Origin of the sequence: Psychrobacillus sp. FSL H8-0510 (assembly GCF_038008345.1) — a bacterium.
Lineage (GTDB): Bacteria > Bacillota > Bacilli > Bacillales_A > Planococcaceae > Psychrobacillus > Psychrobacillus psychrotolerans.
Genome location: NZ_JBBOYZ010000001.1, coordinates 1,161,244 through 1,179,836, shown reverse-complemented (window position 1 = coordinate 1,179,836; position 18,593 = coordinate 1,161,244). Strand labels below are relative to the sequence as shown.

21 protein-coding genes are annotated in these 18,593 nt (G+C 35.8%); 4 read left to right on the top strand and 17 right to left on the bottom strand.

The window, feature by feature from the left end:
• Positions 1–120: 120 nt before the first annotated feature.
• The 11 genes from mraZ to MHI40_RS05610 all read right to left on the bottom strand — a co-directional run bounded on the left by mraZ (position 121) and on the right by MHI40_RS05610 (position 9,511).
• On the bottom strand, positions 121–552 hold the full coding sequence (mraZ, locus tag MHI40_RS05655) for a division/cell wall cluster transcriptional repressor MraZ (protein WP_093535328.1): 432 nt from the start codon (positions 550–552) through the stop codon (positions 121–123).
• 421 nt (positions 553–973) lie between these two features.
• Positions 974–2,590: a bacillithiol biosynthesis cysteine-adding enzyme BshC gene (gene bshC, locus MHI40_RS05650; protein WP_340761868.1), complete on the bottom strand. Its 1,617-nt coding sequence runs from the start codon at positions 2,588–2,590 to the stop codon at positions 974–976.
• Positions 2,591–2,698: 108 nt separating this feature from the next.
• Positions 2,699–3,085: a DUF3397 domain-containing protein gene (locus tag MHI40_RS23410; RefSeq protein WP_445678017.1), complete on the bottom strand. Its 387-nt coding sequence runs from the start codon at positions 3,083–3,085 to the stop codon at positions 2,699–2,701.
• Positions 3,069–3,959 carry a 2-dehydropantoate 2-reductase gene (locus MHI40_RS05645; protein ID WP_340761867.1) on the bottom strand — a complete coding sequence of 297 codons (891 nt, stop codon included), beginning with the start codon at positions 3,957–3,959 and terminating at the stop codon, positions 3,069–3,071. Before MHI40_RS05645 ends, MHI40_RS23410 begins: the two co-directional genes overlap by 17 nt.
• 244 nt (positions 3,960–4,203) lie before the next feature.
• A complete protein-coding gene (locus MHI40_RS05640; protein WP_340761866.1) occupies positions 4,204–5,745 on the bottom strand; it encodes an acyl-CoA carboxylase subunit beta in 1,542 nt (513 codons plus the stop codon).
• Between the two features lie 15 nt (positions 5,746–5,760).
• Positions 5,761–5,973 carry an acetyl-CoA carboxylase biotin carboxyl carrier protein subunit gene (locus MHI40_RS05635; protein ID WP_340761865.1) on the bottom strand — a complete coding sequence of 71 codons (213 nt, stop codon included), beginning with the start codon at positions 5,971–5,973 and terminating at the stop codon, positions 5,761–5,763.
• The gene (locus MHI40_RS05630; protein ID WP_340761864.1) at positions 5,970–7,331 is read right to left on the bottom strand and encodes an acetyl-CoA carboxylase biotin carboxylase subunit; all 1,362 of its coding nucleotides are present in this window, start codon (positions 7,329–7,331) and stop codon (positions 5,970–5,972) included. Before MHI40_RS05630 ends, MHI40_RS05635 begins: the two co-directional genes overlap by 4 nt.
• A 129-nt stretch (positions 7,332–7,460) precedes the next feature.
• A complete protein-coding gene (locus tag MHI40_RS05625; protein WP_093535342.1) occupies positions 7,461–7,859 on the bottom strand; it encodes a hypothetical protein in 399 nt (132 codons plus the stop codon).
• Between the two features lie 60 nt (positions 7,860–7,919).
• On the bottom strand, positions 7,920–8,681 hold the full coding sequence (locus tag MHI40_RS05620) for an enoyl-CoA hydratase/isomerase family protein (protein WP_340761863.1): 762 nt from the start codon (positions 8,679–8,681) through the stop codon (positions 7,920–7,922).
• Between the two features lie 92 nt (positions 8,682–8,773).
• Positions 8,774–8,947: a 50S ribosomal protein L32 gene (rpmF, locus tag MHI40_RS05615; protein WP_090562877.1), complete on the bottom strand. Its 174-nt coding sequence runs from the start codon at positions 8,945–8,947 to the stop codon at positions 8,774–8,776.
• Between the two features lie 24 nt (positions 8,948–8,971).
• The gene (locus MHI40_RS05610; RefSeq protein WP_093535346.1) at positions 8,972–9,511 is read right to left on the bottom strand and encodes a YceD family protein; all 540 of its coding nucleotides are present in this window, start codon (positions 9,509–9,511) and stop codon (positions 8,972–8,974) included.
• 124 nt (positions 9,512–9,635) lie between these two features.
• Here MHI40_RS05610 and MHI40_RS05605 point away from each other — a divergent pair, with 124 nt between their 5' ends.
• Positions 9,636–10,850, top strand: coding sequence for a nucleotidyltransferase (locus tag MHI40_RS05605; protein WP_340761862.1), 1,215 nt, complete (start codon positions 9,636–9,638; stop codon positions 10,848–10,850).
• A gap of 1 nt (position 10,851) precedes the next feature.
• Here the strand turns inward: MHI40_RS05605 and MHI40_RS05600 are convergent, their stop codons facing one another.
• A complete protein-coding gene (locus tag MHI40_RS05600; protein ID WP_093535350.1) occupies positions 10,852–11,898 on the bottom strand; it encodes a SepM family pheromone-processing serine protease in 1,047 nt (348 codons plus the stop codon).
• A 96-nt stretch (positions 11,899–11,994) separates the two neighbouring features.
• On the opposite strand from MHI40_RS05600, the gene MHI40_RS05595 reads away from it, so the two are divergent.
• Positions 11,995–12,873, top strand: coding sequence for a hypothetical protein (locus tag MHI40_RS05595; protein ID WP_340761861.1), 879 nt, complete (start codon positions 11,995–11,997; stop codon positions 12,871–12,873).
• A 295-nt stretch (positions 12,874–13,168) separates the two neighbouring features.
• Here the strand turns inward: MHI40_RS05595 and coaD are convergent, their stop codons facing one another.
• From coaD to MHI40_RS05580, 3 genes are read right to left on the bottom strand one after another with little or no spacing between them, the layout of a single operon-like run.
• The gene (coaD, locus tag MHI40_RS05590) at positions 13,169–13,654 is read right to left on the bottom strand and encodes a pantetheine-phosphate adenylyltransferase (protein ID WP_093535354.1); all 486 of its coding nucleotides are present in this window, start codon (positions 13,652–13,654) and stop codon (positions 13,169–13,171) included.
• 1 nt (position 13,655) lies between these two features.
• Positions 13,656–14,222 carry a 16S rRNA (guanine(966)-N(2))-methyltransferase RsmD gene (rsmD, locus tag MHI40_RS05585; protein WP_340761860.1) on the bottom strand — a complete coding sequence of 189 codons (567 nt, stop codon included), beginning with the start codon at positions 14,220–14,222 and terminating at the stop codon, positions 13,656–13,658.
• A gap of 15 nt (positions 14,223–14,237) precedes the next feature.
• Positions 14,238–15,659, bottom strand: coding sequence for a hypothetical protein (locus MHI40_RS05580; protein ID WP_340761859.1), 1,422 nt, complete (start codon positions 15,657–15,659; stop codon positions 14,238–14,240).
• Positions 15,660–15,712: 53 nt separating this feature from the next.
• On the opposite strand from MHI40_RS05580, the gene MHI40_RS05575 reads away from it, so the two are divergent.
• A complete protein-coding gene (locus MHI40_RS05575) occupies positions 15,713–16,099 on the top strand; it encodes a DUF7147 family protein (RefSeq protein WP_340761858.1) in 387 nt (128 codons plus the stop codon).
• Positions 16,100–16,104: 5 nt separating this feature from the next.
• Here MHI40_RS05575 and MHI40_RS05570 read toward each other — a convergent pair whose 3' ends face one another.
• A complete protein-coding gene (locus MHI40_RS05570; RefSeq protein ID WP_211893521.1) occupies positions 16,105–16,377 on the bottom strand; it encodes a YlbG family protein in 273 nt (90 codons plus the stop codon).
• Positions 16,378–16,532: 155 nt separating this feature from the next.
• On the opposite strand from MHI40_RS05570, the gene MHI40_RS05565 reads away from it, so the two are divergent.
• Positions 16,533–17,435, top strand: a complete 903-nt coding sequence (locus MHI40_RS05565; protein WP_093535362.1) for a glycerophosphodiester phosphodiesterase — start codon at positions 16,533–16,535, stop codon at positions 17,433–17,435.
• 636 nt (positions 17,436–18,071) lie between these two features.
• On the opposite strand, the gene MHI40_RS05560 is transcribed toward MHI40_RS05565, so the two are convergent.
• On the bottom strand, positions 18,072–18,521 hold the full coding sequence (locus MHI40_RS05560) for a YlbF family regulator (protein ID WP_093535364.1): 450 nt from the start codon (positions 18,519–18,521) through the stop codon (positions 18,072–18,074).
• Positions 18,522–18,593 lie beyond the last annotated feature (72 nt).

Below are 18,593 nucleotides of genomic sequence, written 5' to 3'. Positions count from 1 at the left end.
CTCCTCCTCTTAATAAAATACATCTTGGCGTATTTATTCCTAGTTAAACTTTAACTCTGAAATCCAAGACATTTGTCTAGACTTTAATGCAATCCACCGGGACAAACCCAGTTAGATGAGTTATATATCAAAGCCAATCATATTTTCTGCAATATCATTGAAAGAATCCTCAGACTCCACAAAATAATTTTCCCAAGCATCTTTAGCCCAAATTTCAAGCCGATTTGACACTCCAAGTACGATACATTCCTTATCCATCTTCGCATAACTTCTGAGATTACTCGGAATGTTGATACGCCCTTGCTTGTCTATTTCTACTTCGGTTGCACCGGAAAAGAAAAAACGAGTAAATGCTCGAGCATCTTTCTTCGTTACAGGAAGTTCTTTAAGTTTGTCTTCGAGTTTTCGCCATTCATTCATAGGATAACCAAATAAGCAATTATCAAGACCACGTGTAAGGACAAAACTGTCATCTAAGTGTTCTCGAAATTTGGATGGTATTATTAACCGTCCCTTTGCATCAACGTTATGTTGATATTCGCCCATGAACATGCTACTCACCCCACTTTATGTCATTAACATACCACAACGCCCCACTTTCCTCCACCGTTTTTTTAAAAACAGGACGATATTTCTTTAAAATGTGTAATTAGTACTTGTTGAGACACGTTTTCTAGTAAATTCTACAAAGAAATCCCATAACTTTGATACATGAAAAGTTTGGAAAAGTTCCTGTGTTTATTGCGATTTCCAGTGAAATTAGGAAGGAATTATCTTAAAAGTGGGGGCAAGTGACAAGAATCCAAGCGAAGGAAGCTCTATTTAGTCGTTAGTTGGAATATTGGTACCCTTAGTTGGGATTTTGGCACGTTTAGTTGGAATCTTGGGCTCTCTAGTTGGAATCTTGGGCTCTCTAGTTGGAAAACTGTAAAACAAGAAAAAAAATCCCCACTAATGAAAGTGGGGATACAAATTATAAATAAATCACATGATGTTTACCATTAAATTCATATGGTACTTCTAATAGCTGTTTAATCAGAGATGGACCATACTCATTCATCAATTGAATCGGTGTATATGTTCGTTCTTGAAGACCATCGTTAGGCATTAAGTTCATACTAATACGATCATAACGATTAGTAGTCGCATCTAACTTACTAAGGAATGTATCTTCAATTGCGTTATTAATAAAATTCAATTGTTTTTCATGATTTTTTAAATTCTTTTGTACTAATGGAGATAACTTCAAACCGTCTTTCATCAAAAGTTGCTCCAACTTCCCGTACTTTTCTATAAGATCTGCTTTTATTTCCTCTATCAAGTGAGGAACTTCCTCGTTACGATTGCTATTTATATAGTGCAACTTAGCATCTTGTAAAGATCCATCCCACACATCTTCAATCGTAAAGGATAACTTTTCTAATAAGGATTGCGTATTTGCATTGACTATCGAAATACTAATACGGGGCATTAGAACTGGCATTTTCATGTCAAACAACTCAAATGCTGTTTTTAATGCGCCCCAGTATGCAATCTCGCCTGGTCCAGCAATAAAGCTTAGCACTGGAAAGACCATTTCCTGCATGATTGGTCTAGTTACCACATTATTACTTAACTTCTCCGGATGTTCTCTTGCAATTTCCATCATCTCGTCCAACGTAAATGAGATTCCCTTTGCCTCATGAACAAATTGATTGTTCACTCGTTCTAATAAGAAACGCTCTCCTGCTTCAACATAAAACAAATGAGCCGCTGACTCTTTTGCTTGTATCGGTGTACCAAATCCTTCAAGTGCTATTTTTTCTTCATGCTCAAATACTACTTTAGCTAGTTCTGAAGAATGTAATATTTGAAGTTGAAAAAAATCACTTTCCAATTTTCTTAATGGCTCATACGCAGCGTCTATTAAAAGTAAACCTTCCTCTTGAAATAGTTCGTTCATCAAGGCTGTAAAAAAGCTTGTATACGTTAAATTATTATCTAAAAGCTCTAAAACATTAGATTTAAGATCTTTCGTATATAAGGTTTCGGGTAAACTTTTGAAAATTTCATCCAAATACTCTTTTATTAACTGGTGGTCAAAAGTAGCTTCAGATGCAATTTTTTTCGTTCGAGACTTTTCTGGATAAACAAGCTTTTGAAGTGTTCGGCTTCTATCTATGTATACATGATTTATCTCATCGATATCATGATCTTCTCCAGCAATCCAAAAAACAGGTATAACAGGTACTCCTAGAGTTTCTCTTTGTTGTTTTGCCAATGTAATAACCGAAATTGCTTTATGGATTGAATATAACGGTCCAGAAAGAATCCCTGCTTGCTGCCCGCCTATAACTACAACCCCATTGTCTTTAAGTTCATTTATATGCTGACTACTTTTTTTGGAAATACCATATTCACTCATATAAGAAGTAATTACATCAGCAAGCTCAGTTCTTTTATGTTTAGTAAAATTAGCTTCTTTAACCCTTTTGTTAAGTGCCTTTTGGTTCCATTCATAATGAAAGAAAGAAGATAAGTTAGCTACATCCTCCAAATATTTCTTATAAAATGAGGAAGCGAATGGTTGTGTGTACTGCTCTAATCGCACGTTTTTTCCACCTCTATTATTTTCAAGTTCATTTTGGCGAAAATTCACCAAAGCTATCATTTTAAATACTTTAAGAGTATAACACTTACTATATATGTGTAAAAATTATTAGCTTATATAGGTTAAAACATATTGGATAACTCCGAATAACCATAAAAATGCATAAAAACAACATAATAGTAAAAATAGGATTCTCCAAATTTTCCTCAACAATGGAATTATCTCAATTTCTTTTTTAGAACGCCAGTCTAAACATGTCATAATCGTCGCTAATATAATGGAAAAAATAATAAGATACCAACCAATCCCTTTCGAGAAAAGGAATGAGAACAAATTAGCAGTAGAAAAGTATAAAAAGAAAGTCGAAACATCGGACGCAATGCCTATTGATTTTTTTCTTTTATGTAAAACAAATTTACAAATGATAAATGTAAGCAAAAACACGACTACTGGGTATATTACAAAAATCGAAAGAACATTAACGACGGTAATCACCTTCTTTGTTTATTTCACTTAATAATAAATAGAATGCTTGTAAAATAGGCAAAGTTTTATTTCTTTGAGCGGCTTTTTCTATTATAGCTCCAACAATGGTATCTAACTCCATCATTCGCCCATTCTCAAAGTCCTTGAGCATAGAGGAACGATTTTCCCTGGTATTTTCACACAGGGAGACAACCTCCTCCCATGTAAGCCTTTCTCGCCAGTCATCAAAAGCAAACATCATTTCGTCGTACATGCCTCTCAATATAGCTTTATAGGAGTCCTTTTCAACAAGCTCCCCATTAGTCACATGAGCAATAGTAGTCAAAGGATTAATCAAGCAATTTAACATAGCTTTCTTCACAAGCATTTGTTCGATATCACCGGAAAAGATCAAAGGGAATTCCTCGTTATTACCCTCCATTAAACTATTAATCGAAGCCCATTGCCCTTTATAAAACCCAATATAAGTTGGACCTATTCCTAAGTGTTGAACTGTGGAATTATTTATTTTCGTAGCACCATGTAATACAGAACCAATAAGGACAGTTTCTTGTGGTAACTTCCGTAGAAAAGATATGTGTGATAAACCATTTTGCAAAAACAGAAGAGGGATATGCTTTGGTAAAGAATTTAGCTGTTCTTCTAAATGTGTAAGATGATGATACTTCACTGCAATAATAATAAGATCCATTTGTTTTAAATCAGTTATGTCCGAAACTATATCACAAGTAATTTGTTTCGGATTTTCCGTTTTCTTTTCTATGTATAAATGATGGACTTTACTAGTTTTTCTGACTAAAAAAGTAATGTCATGATCTGATTCCGACAAATATGCACCAAATAGGATGCCTATCGCTCCTGCACCAACAATACCAATTTTCATAAGTCACCCCCAAGTTCTTTAATAAAGCAGGTACTTTTTCACTCTAGCAAAACCGAAAAAAGACTCTTGGTCTTCTAAGATCAGAGACGTAGATATGCTGTTGATTTTCGCTCCGTACGTAAATCAGTATTAAATTTGTTTTATTCATTCTTAAAAGTTCTATAAACCCAGTGTTATGGTAAATTTATATATACTTTCTCTTAAAAAAGGTCTACCTCTGAGGTAGACCTTAGCTTTATCATTATTATACAGGAAGCACCGGATGTTTTCGAGGTGCATTTACTATTTGTTTATCTTCATAAAAACGTAGTCGATTTGCAAGTTCTGCGCGTAAATCGCTTGGTGCTACAATTTCATCGATAATCATTTCAGAAGCAAGTTTATAAATATCAATTTCCTCTTTATATTCCGCATGTTTTTGTTGAACAAATTTCAGACGTTCTTTTGGATCTTCGATTGCCTCAATTTTGTTTGAGTACACAGCATTTACTGCCGCTTCTGGGCCCATCACAGCTATTTGAGCTGTAGGCAAGGCAATGCATACATCCGGCTCAAATGCAGGACCAGCCATTGCATATAAACCTGCTCCGTATGCTTTACGTACTATAACAGATATTTTTGGAACTGTTGCAGAACTCATTGCTGCAATAAGCTTCGCCCCATGTCTTATAATTCCAGCACGTTCTACTTTCGTTCCTATCATAAACCCAGGAACATCCGCTAAGAATAGTAGCGGAATTGAAAACGCATCACACAGTGAGATGAATTTTGTAGCCTTATCCGCTGAATCTACGAATAGTACTCCACCTTTAGCTTTTGGTTGATTGGCAATAATTCCTACTGCTCTTCCATCAATTCGCGCTAAGCCTGTAATTAACTCAGGAGCAAACAACTTCTTCACATCAAAGAACGTACCTTCATCGATAATTGCTTCAATTGCTTCGTACATATCAAATGGCGCGTTTTGATTTTCAGGAATGATTGCTTCTAGTGTTCTTCCTTCTTTAATGGCTTTAGGTTCCACTTGTTTTGGTTTCTCCGTATAATTCGCCGGGAAGAAGTCCAAATAGCGTTTAGCCTCGGAAATTGCTTCTTCTTCTGTTGAAACAAGAACGTCCCCTACTCCACTGACTGTGCAGTGCATACGGGCTCCACCCATCTCTTCTAGCGTCACTTTTTCACCGATTACTTTCTCTGCCATACGAGGTGAGCCTAAATACATCGAAGCATTGCCTTCAACCATAAAGACAATATCACAAAAAGCAGGGATATAAGCTCCCCCAGCTGCGGAAGGACCAAATAATAGGCAAATTTGTGGAATGAACCCTGATAGCCTTACTTGGTTATGGAATATCCTTCCTGCTCCTCGTCTATTTGGAAACATATCTAGCTGATCGGTAATACGCGCACCCGCTGAGTCTACTAGATACAACATTGGTACTCTATTTTTTTCTGCTATTTCTTGGATACGAATAATCTTTTCTACAGTACGCGATCCCCACGACCCAGCTTTCACAGTGGAATCATTTGCCATGACACAAACAGTTTGCCCATTTACTTTACCGGTAGCAGTCACAACACCATCTGCTGGCAAATCTCCTGCTTCCACATTCGCAAAGCGACCATCTTCGATGTATTCCCCATTATCAAAAAGTAACGCTAAACGATCTCGTACAAATAATTTGTTTTGCTCTTTCATCTTTTCATGGTATTTTGCTTGTCCCCCTGAGTAAACAGATGCCAGTTTTTCTTCTAATCTATCATTATACGCTTTTGTTTCTCCCACGTTGTAAAACCCCCTTTATTCAAACGTTACTAATACATCGCCTTCATTGACGAAGTCGCCTTCATTTGCATTGATTGTGGCAATTTTACCCGCTGTTTCTGCTTCAATTGGAATCTCCATTTTCATGGATTCCAACACCATTACTACTTGTCCAGCTGCCACTTCTTCTCCAATTGCTACATTTACAGTAAATACTGTACCTGCCATAGTCGATTCTAAATTTTTCATTTTGAAACTTCCTCCCTTTGTTTGTCCATCCATTCCCCTAAAACGGATGTTGAATACTCCCCACTGATGAAACTCTCATCATCCAAGAACTGTTGGAATAGTGGAATATTTGTTTTCACACCTTCTATTTTAGCAGAAGAGAATACTTTTTGTGCAGACTCTATTGCTAATTTTCTATTTTCTGCATGGATAATAACCTTAGAAATCATCGGATCATAGAATGGTGTAACTTTGTCACCTTCTGCATAACCAGCATCAATCCGGACATCCTCATCTGTTTCCCAATTTTGAACTGTAATAGTTCCAGGTGATGGGAAAAATGTTTTTGGATCCTCTGCATATATTCTAAACTCTATCGCATGTCCATTAGACTTTATCGAAGCTTGGTCTCTCACAGGTAGTTCTTCCCCGGCAGCAACTCTTAACTGCCATTCCACTAAATCGAACCCAGTGATAGCTTCGGTAATGGGATGCTCTACTTGCAGTCGAGTATTCATCTCTAAAAAGTAAAACTGATGATTATGATCTACTATAAATTCTACCGTTCCAGCATTTATATAATTTACAGCTTTCGCTGCATTCACAGCAGCTTCCCATAATTTCTCTCTTGCTTCTTGTGGGAAGTTCGGAGAAGGTGCCTCTTCTAGAACTTTTTGGTTACGACGCTGAACCGAACAATTTCGTTCAAATAAATGAACGATATTACCATGTGTATCCCCAAAAATCTGCACTTCAATATGTCTAGAGGAATCAATGAACTTTTCAAGAAAAACTACATCACTACCAAAATACGATTTTGCTCGTGTTTTAATCGATTCAAAATGTTTAAGGAGGGTCTCTTCATCATCACAACGAATCATCCCTATGCCGCCACCCCCTGCACTTGCCTTAAGCATGATTGGATATCCAATCGAAGAAGCTGCCGTAATTGCATCTTCTACAGAAGCAAGTCCCGCTTCTGTTCCTGGGACAACTGGCACGTTTGCATTGATCATTGTAATTCTTGACTCGATTTTATCTCCCATTTTTTCCATTGTATCAGGACTAGGACCGATAAAAACTATACCTTCAGCCTCTGCTTTACGAGCAAAATCAGCATTCTCTGATAAAAAACCATATCCCGGATGAATCGCATCCACTTTTTCTCTTTTTGCAAGAGCGATAATATCATCTACTTTTAAATAGGATTGCTGAACTTGACTCGGGCCAATCTCAAAAGCATAGTCCGCTTCTTTCACATAAGGTAAATCTTTATCAGCTTCTGAATAGATTGCTACTGTTTCAATATTTAATCGCTTACATGTTTTAATAATACGTCTTGCGATTTCTCCCCTATTGGCGATTAATACTTTCTTCATCTTACTTCCCCCTTCGTTTGAACATTTCCCCCATCTATATTAGTCTATACGATTGTTGAAAGCGATTTCAACTAAATTCTGCTTTGTCTCCCCAGGAACAACAAAAGAAGCCCTATAAAAAGGCTTCTTTTACTTGCGTTCAATATGCGTAATACCTTGTTTAACCCAGTTTAAAAGCTGTTCATAATCATTTTTCAACAAATTGTATGCACTTGAAATTTCATTATAAGAATGCTTCATCTCATCGTAACTTTCCATCGCCAGTTGCAAATGGTTTTGAAGGGAGGAGGAATCTGCTGCCTCTTTAGTAGAATAAGAAGTTGGTTTATGTTCTTTTTTCATAATTTGAGGGCGTAGATTTTTGTTCCACCGGAATGCACAGGCTTGCTTAGATCTACCAAGTAATACACTTGCTTCTTGAAAACCAGAAATTTGCGTGTGGCCTTGATTAATTTTATTCAAAATTATTTCTTTTAGAAGATTATCTTCTTCCTCAGTCCAACTATCTTTTCTCAATTTCACATTCATCTGGATCACCCTTTGCTTTTTTATTAATATATGCAAAGTGGGTGCAAATAGACTCTCATATTATTTCTTTTTAGATAAAAATGAATTGACCGCATCGTGATGTACTTCCTGCTCCCAAAGAACAGAACAAGTTCTTACCTCTTCCATAATTCTTTCGTATAATTTTGACTGCTCCCACTTACGTATTAATTGCATTTTGTATGCTCTTATTACAGTCTCATGAGGCACAATCATTCTTTGCACAAAAGCTTCAAGTGCTGTATATTTATGTCCTTCAAAAATTTCCGTTACCCACCCAATAGTTTGAAGTTTGTCAGATGAGTAAGGTACCGCTTCAGTAAGCATTTGGAGAGTGTGATCCTGACGCATTCCTTTTTCCCATAGATAGGTTCCACCACCCCATCCAGAAGTAATGGCCAACTGACCTTGTATGAATCCACATCTTGCATCTTTCTTTACTAAACGATAATCACATAAGGTTGCAATCTCACAGCCTCCACCAACTGCAGTTCCGTTAACTAATGCTAATGTTGGAATAGTCATTGTAGCGACGTCATACAAAATAGTTGCCGCCTCACTTAACATTTCAAATGATTCTTGCTCTGTTTTTAACTTGTGAAGAACAGATAAATCACCACCAGAACAAAAAGACTTATCACCTGCTCCAGTAATTACTGCTAGTTTGATCGAACTATCATTTTTCACTGTATGTACTAATTCTTTAAAACCTGCTAAGACTTCCATATTTATCGCATTATGAATGGCAGCTCTATTTATTTCAAAAATGATAATTTCATCTTTTTTTACTATAGTATAATCCATATTCTGACACCCCTTTTTAAAATATATATAGAAAAAAAGACTACCCAAGAGCCATGATCTCTTTGGTAGTCTTTTAAGGAACAAATACTGAATTATTTGCTCAATACTTCTTTCCCTTTGTATTGACCGCAAGATTTACAAATACGGTGAGCCAATTTCATTTCACCACAGTTTGAACAAGCAACCATACCAGGTACGGATAATTTAAAATGTGTACGGCGTTTTCTTTTTACAGTTTTAGAAGTTCTTCTAGCTGGTACTGCCATAGGTGGCACCTCCTTACAGATCTATTATTCGTCTGTCTGATCAAAATACTTTGCTAAATCAGCAAGTCTTGGATCTACTTTTGGTTGTTCATCTTCCTGCATTTCTTTAAGTTCTTCATCTGTTGCATAGCTCCAACCATTTCCACCCTCATGTCTAAAGTGGTCTGCACCTTCTTTATACACTTGCATTGGAATTTCCAGAAGAATTAATTCTTCTAGAACTGGGTCAACGTTAATAACATCTCCTTCTACTACATGAAAATTATCATAGTCGCTAGCAGAAGTTAATGCTGACTCAGACCAGTTGAAGATTTCATCAGATTCAATCTCAAATGGAAATTCTACATCCTCCCATGTGCGTGCACACGGTAAAATAAGAGTTCCAGAAAGCTGAAAGTGACAAGTCATTTGCGCTGCACCAAATGTGCAGTGCCCTTTTACGTGAACGGCTGAAATCCTTCGAACGTCTTGGTTCCGCTTCTTCACGTTTTCGAGTTCCACGAATTCATCTAAAGTTAGTCCGTTCTCACGATATTTAGATAGCTGATGAATTGTCCATTTCATACGATTATCACCTCAAGACAACAAAGTTGATTATATAATGACTGAATTTAGATGTCAAGATAATTTCTTGTCACTACAATATTTTAACATTATACTTGCATAAAAGAAAGGATTTGATTTGAATATGAAAGCAACTGGAATTGTTGTAGAATATAATCCATTTCATAACGGTCATTTACACCATTTGCAACAAACCCGCATCAAAACGAATAGCGATATTATCATTGCCGTGATGTCTGGGAACTTTCTACAGCGCGGCGAACCAGCACTTGTTGACAAATGGACTCGATCAAAAATGGCCGTTGCAGCGGGTGTTGACTTAGTAATTGAACTTCCCTATGCATTTGCAACTGCCCAGGCAAGTGATTTTGCTAAAGGTGCTATTTTCTTGTTAGATGCTTTAAAATGTCATTCCTTTTGTTTCGGCAGTGAAGAGGGAACATTAGAAGCATTTCAAGAAACCTATAATCTATTATTAACCAAAAAAGACGAATATAATACGGCAATTGCAAGTTATATGAAAAAAGGCATTAGTTATCCTAAAGCGTTAAATGAAGCCTATAATGAAATTTCTGAAGCTACGACGGTTCGATTAGTAGATTTATCTAAACCCAATAATATATTAGGATACCATTACATACAGGCTGCAAATCATTTAAATAGCGATATTAAGCCAGAGACAATTCAACGTGTCGTGGCAAATTATCATGATGATGCTCTGAAAACAGAAACTATTGCCAGTGCCACGGGTATTCGCAAATTGCTTTTTGAAGGCCAGAAGCTTTCGGAGGTAAATGCTTTCATGCCTAGTACAAGCCTTTTAGGATTAACAGAATGGGAAAGCAATAACAAATCTTTTGGTAGTTGGGAACAGTTCTATCCAGCATTACGATTACTAATAATTCGCTCCTCTAGAGAAGAGCTTGGTCAAATAGCAGAAATTACCGAAGGGATGGAAAATGCTATTTGGAAAGCGGCAAAAACACATACGAACTTTCAATCTTTTATGCTACAGATAAAATCTAAGCGTTTTACATGGACACGTATTCAGCGGATGCTAACACATATTTATACAGATTTTACTTGGAACCAATTGCGAGAAATCGATTTCCCCACGTATATAAGACCCTTAGCAATGAACAAGAATGGACAGGCATATTTGCAGAGCATAAAAAAAGACTTGCAGCTTCCACTTGTAAGTAGAGTAGCCGCAAGTAAAAAAGATACACAGTTGCAATTAGATATTAAAGCTGCCGACCTCTACTACTTAGGTTTACAGTCTTCGTATGGAGAATCTATGGTTGGAAGTGATTTTCGTATTGCTCCCATTATCGAATAGCTTATTTGGGCTTTAACTGATCTAAATAAGCAAGAGCATCATCAATCGTTTTCACAGGTACGATTTTCATTTTCGTACCTATTTTTCTTGCAGATTTTAGAGCTTCTTCATAATTAGATGTCAAATCAGGATTATTTGCTAAAATAGTTGGATCAATATCATCATCAGGCGCGAACATTATTTCCATGTCTTTATTGTCCGCAGCTATAACTTTTAAATCTATCCCACCAATTCTACCTACTGTCCCATCAGGACCCATTTCACCAGTGCCTGCTATTTTATAGCCCTTCGTAATATCTTCAGGTAATAATTGATTTAAGATTTCCAAGGTGAACATTAGTCCAGCAGATGGTCCTCCAATATCTTCGGAGTTAATATGTACGACAGGAGTTGTTTCCACTTTTTTGTCTGCCGTATAACTAATACCGATACTTGGCGTTTCAAGCACTCCAGGTATTGTTTTAAGGGATACTTCTTTATCCAACTGTTTTCCATCACGCTCAACCTTTAGACGAATGACATCGCCTTCTCCTTTGCCAGTTAAGTATGTTCTTATAGACTCTTCGGTTAATTCTCCGATATCATCCATTTGTAAAATTTTATCGCCAGCTTCTAATATTCCATCAGCTGCACTATCATCCACCACGTTAAAAATAAATATCCCATTATTTGATATAGTGTAGGGCTTATTTGCTCGGTTAAATGCAACTGAAATAGCATTAAATTGAGAATTAGACATAAGCTTTAATTGACGAACATTATATTCTGTTTCATCTTCGTCTTCTTGGCGAATTTCATTTGCTTTGTATATTTTTTGGTTGTCCGTTATTTTGGCAAAAGCATAAGTAAGCGGGGTAGCTTTTGCTAGTGCGATTGTTAGGAGACTCAATGTACCCTCGTCATCCTGATCCCCACCATCTACTTCTACAAATGGTTCAAGTTCGTATGCACCACCTGGTTTAGAAATATAAGAGTCCATTGGATAAAAACCTAACGCTAACACTATTACTACTATGAAAAGAAGGATTATCGGATTTCTCTTCTTCATTTAATTATCCCTCTCTTTCTACAACACATTTGAATATTAGTTTATCACTTCCATTTTTTTCTGACAAAATTTATGTGAACAAAGGATGAATTTTACATGCATAGACTAATAACAATCGGTAGTTGGGCACTTATTATACTTTTATTTTTACAGCCTGGCGTTGCCCACAAAGGTGCACTAGAAGGAATGAGGATTTTCACTACCGCTTTACTACCCTATTTACTCCCCTACTTAGTAATAACACAGCTATTTATTCGTTCTAAAAACTCGTTTTTAAATACTACGAACAAATATAAAATGTATTTAAATATTTATTTGCTAAGTGCAATAGGTGGATTTCCAAGTGGAGCTGCAGTTATAACATCGTTAAAAGATATAGGTACTTTAAATAAAAACAATGCAAGTTGGTTGCTTGCGATATGCCATGCACCTAGTCCAATGTTTGTTATAGGCTTTGTAGGAATTGAAATTTTCCATGCAGAAATTGCTGGCATTAAACTTTTAATCATTATACATGCTGTGAATTTAGTTTTTTTGCTAGTATTTATTGTGTTATCTCCACCCATTCATCAAAGTACACATATTCAAAAGCCTTCTGAATCTCCATTTCAGGAAAGTATTAAAGAGACGTATCAAATACTATTGCTAATCGGTACTACGGTTATATTTTTTACTACAGTGAGTTTTATCGTATTTGAATCTGTCAAAGAAATTTTACCGAATATTTCCCCTACCTTACTTGTTTTCGTCGCCTCTCTCTTTGAAATGACTGGTGGGATTAGCTTAGCTGGTGAAATGTTGTCAGGCTCCGCACTATTACCTTTAGTAGTTGCTTTTATTATTGCTTTTAGTGGTATAAGTATTCATATGCAAATAATCGTTCTTGCTCAAAAAGCAAATATCAGTATTCGTAAATACATTCTTTTCCGCTTTCTTCATATGCTAATAATTCCAGTACTGTTTTTCTTTTTATAACACTGTGAAATAGTAAAAATAATAAAAGATACATAATCTGATATAATGTCTCTTTTAAGACTACAAAATCATATCTCTGTTTAGGCAGACGGTAATATCCATACATTCACTTTGACTGCCCTTATCCTCTATTATCTTAACCCTTAGAAAGTTTAATAGGATAGCTTGAACTGCGTTTGCCTGATAACAGTACAACAGTATTATTCATCCTTTAAAGCGTCATGAATATTGTGCATAAGGCATTTTTATCTATATTCAAAAAAGAACCCTGCATAATTGCAAGGTTCTCTATTCATTAATATGTATTATATTTTTCTATTAATGCTTTCTCTACATGAGATGGCACAAGTTCATCTATTTTGCCCCCATACCTAGCTACTTCTTTTACGATACTTGAGCTTAGGAAGGAATATTGATTTTTGGTCATGATAAAGAATGTTTCTATTTTATTATTTAGTACTCGATTCATAGAAGTGATTTGCATTTCATACTCAAAATCAGAAACAGCCCGTAAACCACGAATAATAACACTTGCATTTACACTTTCAGCATAATCTATCAATAACCCTGAAAATGTTTGAACCTTGACGTTTGGCAAATGAGAAGTAGCATCTATGATCAATTGCATTCTTTCCTCCACAGAGAAAAGTGGGTTTTTGGATGAGTTATTCAAAACAACGATAAAAACTTCTCCAAAAATAGATGCTCCTCGATTTATAATATCTAAATGACCATTCGTAATTGGATCAAAAGTTCCTGGCACTACTGCTATTTTTCCCAATTTAATTCTCCTCTTCTTTAAGGCAACGATAAATAGAGATGACCGTACCTCCATATATCTCTTTTTTCACTAGCTCAAAGTCACCATATGATTTTTCAAGTGTGACATTTTTCTCATGTTCACAAACAATAATAGCAGATTTACTCATACATCCTTTATCTACTAATGATTGAACTAAGTCATAATACACTAACTTATCATATGGAGGATCCACAAATAATAAGTCAATTTTGAGTTCTCTTTTCTCAATAGCCTTTACCGCTCTCGTAGCATCAGCTTTGAATATTTCACCAGAATCCTCCAAACGACACTTCGTCAAATTATCTTTTATAGTTTGGATAGCTTTTGGATCTTTTTCGATAAAAATACATGTATCAATACCTCTACTTAAAGATTCGATACCCAAGTTACCACTGCCTGCAAACAGGTCAACGGCAATACCGCCATCAAAATATGGACCAATCATATTAAAAATAGACTCTTTTACCTTATCGGTGGTAGGTCTTGTATTCATTCCAGAGACTGCTTTTAATGGCAGTCCTTTCCTCGAACCTGATATTACTCTCATAACTACACTCCAATGCTAAAATAGTGCGGATTGTGTAATATTTATACGTTTTTCTTGTTTTTCAATATTCACTAAAAACAAACGTATCATCCACGCTTCTTCAATATACAACTGCGAACCTATATCTTCAAATGGTTCTGATAAAGCATCATATCTTTTTTCATTTAATACATAGAAAGGTTCTTGAATCGGAAAACGAAAAGCTCTTGTTGCATTTTGCACATATAAACCCTTGTCTGTGTGGTTAAGTGTATATCCCAAATTAGAAAGCAGCGGTTCTGCTTCATAAAGAATTTTGCCATCCTTAAAAAGAACTTTTATCTTTTCCTGTTGTAACTCATTGATATATAAGGGTCTATAATCTTCAAATAATAATGGGAAATTTTCAGCACCTGCCTGCTCATTCAAAACAAAGAAGGAGGTTTTTAGATTGATAATATCTGTCAAAATCTCATCAAACTTCGCTGCAGTAAGTTGTTGTTTGTTGTTAAGTAAAGCAGTTTGAAACTTCTTTCGTTGTTCGGAAGTTAAATAATTTGTTATCGTTTCGTACATCCAACTGGATTTTGGAGAGCCAACAGGCAAGTCTAACAAAAAGCTACTTAGGACTTCAGCTATCAATTGATCCTCTCGAGGTAATTCATATTGTGCTTGTATATTCTTAACGATAAGTTCATTTTGAATAGAAGCAATATCCTCCTGTTGAACAAACGCAATTCGAGAAGCATCAATATTACTTTTGTTTTTCTCAAAAATTACAGCTAAATGTTCGCTATTCATATAATCTAATTCCCCAAGTAAGTTAGTGATTTCATCCGGCAAAGTAGTCGAAGCGTATACTGTAAAATAATCATCTTCATATTGGATAGGCAAGACATTCTGCTGCCAATATAATTCTTCTACATTCCCGGCACCAATAGAAAGTGAATAATCGATTAGCTCAAGGGAAGTTTTACCGATTAAAGGCAATCCCGATACCCACATACCGCCTCTTTTTAGTTCATCTGTAATTTGAAGTGAAGTTAGCGAAACAGCCCCAGTTTCTATTTTAACTAGGAAGTCTAGGATTAATTGGCCATCCTTTAAACCGTCTACTAAAGGAATTTCATAGGAAATGCTCTGTTTAGAGTTTTCTTCTGCTTTAAACGTAGTCATGTCTTCAGTTAAGCGGTTGCAACTATCACTCGTATCTAAATCACAGCTTCTATTTTCGCTAATAATCGGCCATGTTACAATAACTTCTTCCTCAGGAAGATTGATAAAATGTTGTTTAATAACAATCTTATCCTTTTTTACTTTCATCTCTACATCCTGTTCATAGAAGAATACTTGTCCATTCTCTTCTAATCCTGAAGAGTACGCATCATATTGAAATAAGAGCAAAACACTATTAGTTACAATTAGGAATAGGCATAAAAAACTTAAAACAAATTTCATAGAATTGTCCTCCAACAAAGTGGTAAGATATATGAGAAAGGAAGTGTTTTCAATTGATCCAACGTTTTATAGAACTAGGCGAAGGTTATGGCGATATTTACGAGCTATGTGAACTCGCAAAAGTAAACAAAGAGCGTATACACCAAGCATTTATATTTTCTTCAACTAAAGACGATATAAGATATTTTTCCATAGCAATTGCTCTAAAACCAGTAAATACTGCAAATTTCTTTCCCATATATATATGTCGAGAGGGTATTGTTGAAACCCAAAAAGAATCTAAACGACTCAGTATTTTTAAGGAAGCTTTAAACGAAATAGCTATCCAACCTGTAACAGTCGATATAAAACATTCTTCCATCTATGTGGATGTTAATTTATATTATCAGTATATAATCGGTATCTTACGTTTAAACAATTTAATACCACCGCTTCAATAGGCTAGTTACAGTCCGATTTTGTAATCGTATTCTTTTGCTTTATCTGGTTTACTATTTTCAAATTCAGTTTTTAAAAACGGTCTATATGACTCTAAAATTTCCTTGACATAAGGCAGTTTGTTCATCTTTTGCTTAGCAACGTCAATTTGATCTTGATCGCAATATAATACGACATATTTTTGTCTTTTAGAAATATAATGAACGTGACCAAACTTTCGCAAGGATTTAGCTTGTTTTAAATGATGTACATAGACAATTAGTCCTTGTCTTTCTGTCATACTTTTCCCCTCATTTCTTCCTCTCAAGAATAACATAGGGAGGAATTTGATAGCAACAACAACTAACTGACAGTTTTGTGTTCTTTAGATATAATAGGAAAATGCCTATATATTTTTAAAAAAACATTTTACTCTTTTAAGGAGGAATTGAAACTATGGGTAAAAAATCAAATGTAGCTTTCGCACTTGCTGCTGCTGCAGGTGCAGCATGGGCTAGTACTAAAGTACTTTCTAAACCCGAAAGTCGTACCACCAAAAAAGCATTGGAATATGAACAACCTATTATATTGGCTCATCGTGGGGGCTCCGCTCTTGCACCCGAATGCTCTCCTTCTGCATTTGAACAAGCCGCCAAACTTGGAGTCCATGGTTTTGAAATTGATATAAGACTGACAAAAGATGAAGAGATAGTTGTATTTCATGATGAAGAATTAAACAGAGTTACTAACTTTACTGGTAGAATATCTGATTATACGTTAGCCCAATTGAAAGAAGCAGATCTTGGGCATCATTTCTTAGATATTGAAGGAGTTCCTTCTTACAAAAATTGTGGAGAACAGATTATCACTTTAGGGGAATTATTAAATTCATATCCACAGATGCTTATCAATATGGATATGAAAGATGCACCCAATACCTATGAAGGTAGTTTAATGCCTTCAAAACTTTGGAGACTTTTAGAGGAACATCAAGCATTCGATCGAGTTGTGGTTGCGAGTTTTTATGATGATCAACTAGATAGATTTAACCTATATGCACAAAACTCGGTTGCAATTGCTGCCAGTGAAAAAGAAGTAAGAAAAGCCTATACAGCATACTCAAGCAAACTAAAACATCTATATCATCCAAAGGCAGATGTTTTTCAGATTCCAGTCAAATCAAATGTATTTCCACTTGATAATCCTGGATTTATAAAGTTTTTGAATTCATTAAATATCCCTGTTCACTATTGGACAATTAATGATCCAGAAGTGATGAAAAAACTTATCAGTAATGGCGCTAAAGGAATAATTACCGACAGACCCGACTTAGCAATGGAAGTTTTGAAATTAGATTAGTGTCTAATTGAAGAAGCAAAGTACAGCTATATAAGTCAATTTAATAAACCGAATAGCAATAGTATCCAAACAACGTTGATTTCCGCTCCGAGCAGACGCTTTCCGTGGGCACGGCTTCAGCCGCTTCCTTCGCTTACGCTCTGTCCAGGGTCTTCAGCTCGCGCTGTTCCCACCGGAGTCGCTGCTCTGCGCTCCAATCAACTAGATCCACTTTATATAATTGGATAAATGGATATAAACCCACATAAACATACGTATTCTATCTTAATATAAGTAGGGATGAAATGGACTCCGATAAAAGAGAATTTATTTACTTTCTTCTTCCATAATAAATTATTTACCTAATCATGCAGACAGTTTATCCCTATAATAATTTGAATTACTATTATTGTCTCGGCTATTTACTTTGCTTTATCTCAGAGTTGAGAACTACCTTTTATATTGATTGGAGTGGAGGGTGGCGACTCCAGCGGGATAAGCGTTAGGCGAAGACCCCGCAACGAAGTGAGGAGGCTGAGGCAACGCCCGCGGAAAGCGTCCACCTGAAACGGAAATCAGTAGCATTATTCAATCTTAAAAGTTCCGTTAAAAAAAGATGTGTGCATTTTATGCACACATCTCATAACTTTTGAAACTTTAGGCTGAACAAGAACAAGATCCACCTGTACCGCAGCCACTTCCACAACTAGAACCCGAAGAAGCAAAAAATGGGTTACTAACAGGAACTTTAACACCTTCTGAAACAGATTTACCAATTAATAAACTCACTTCGTCCAGTAAGTCCTGCAATTCGTTCTCAGCGACTTTCAAGTTCGCCACTGCATCTACCATATCTAATTTTCGTTTAGTTACTCGGATGTCTTTCATAACTTTCGAATAATCAGGATGGTATTTCCCGAAACGTTGAACCTCTTCGTATTGCTCTTTTAGCCTAGTGAAGCTATTAACCTCACCTACTAAAGATGTATCTGTATATACAGCACGATGTGCATCTAAGTATTGATAAAATTGTTCAGAGGAAAGAATCATAGTACATAATATATCCGATTGATCCATTATCTCGACCCATTCGTTTGTCATAATCATTTTGATTAACCTCCAATCTTGTTAATCATACCAGAAAAGTAAAAATAAATGCCAAACTATTAACTTATTGTT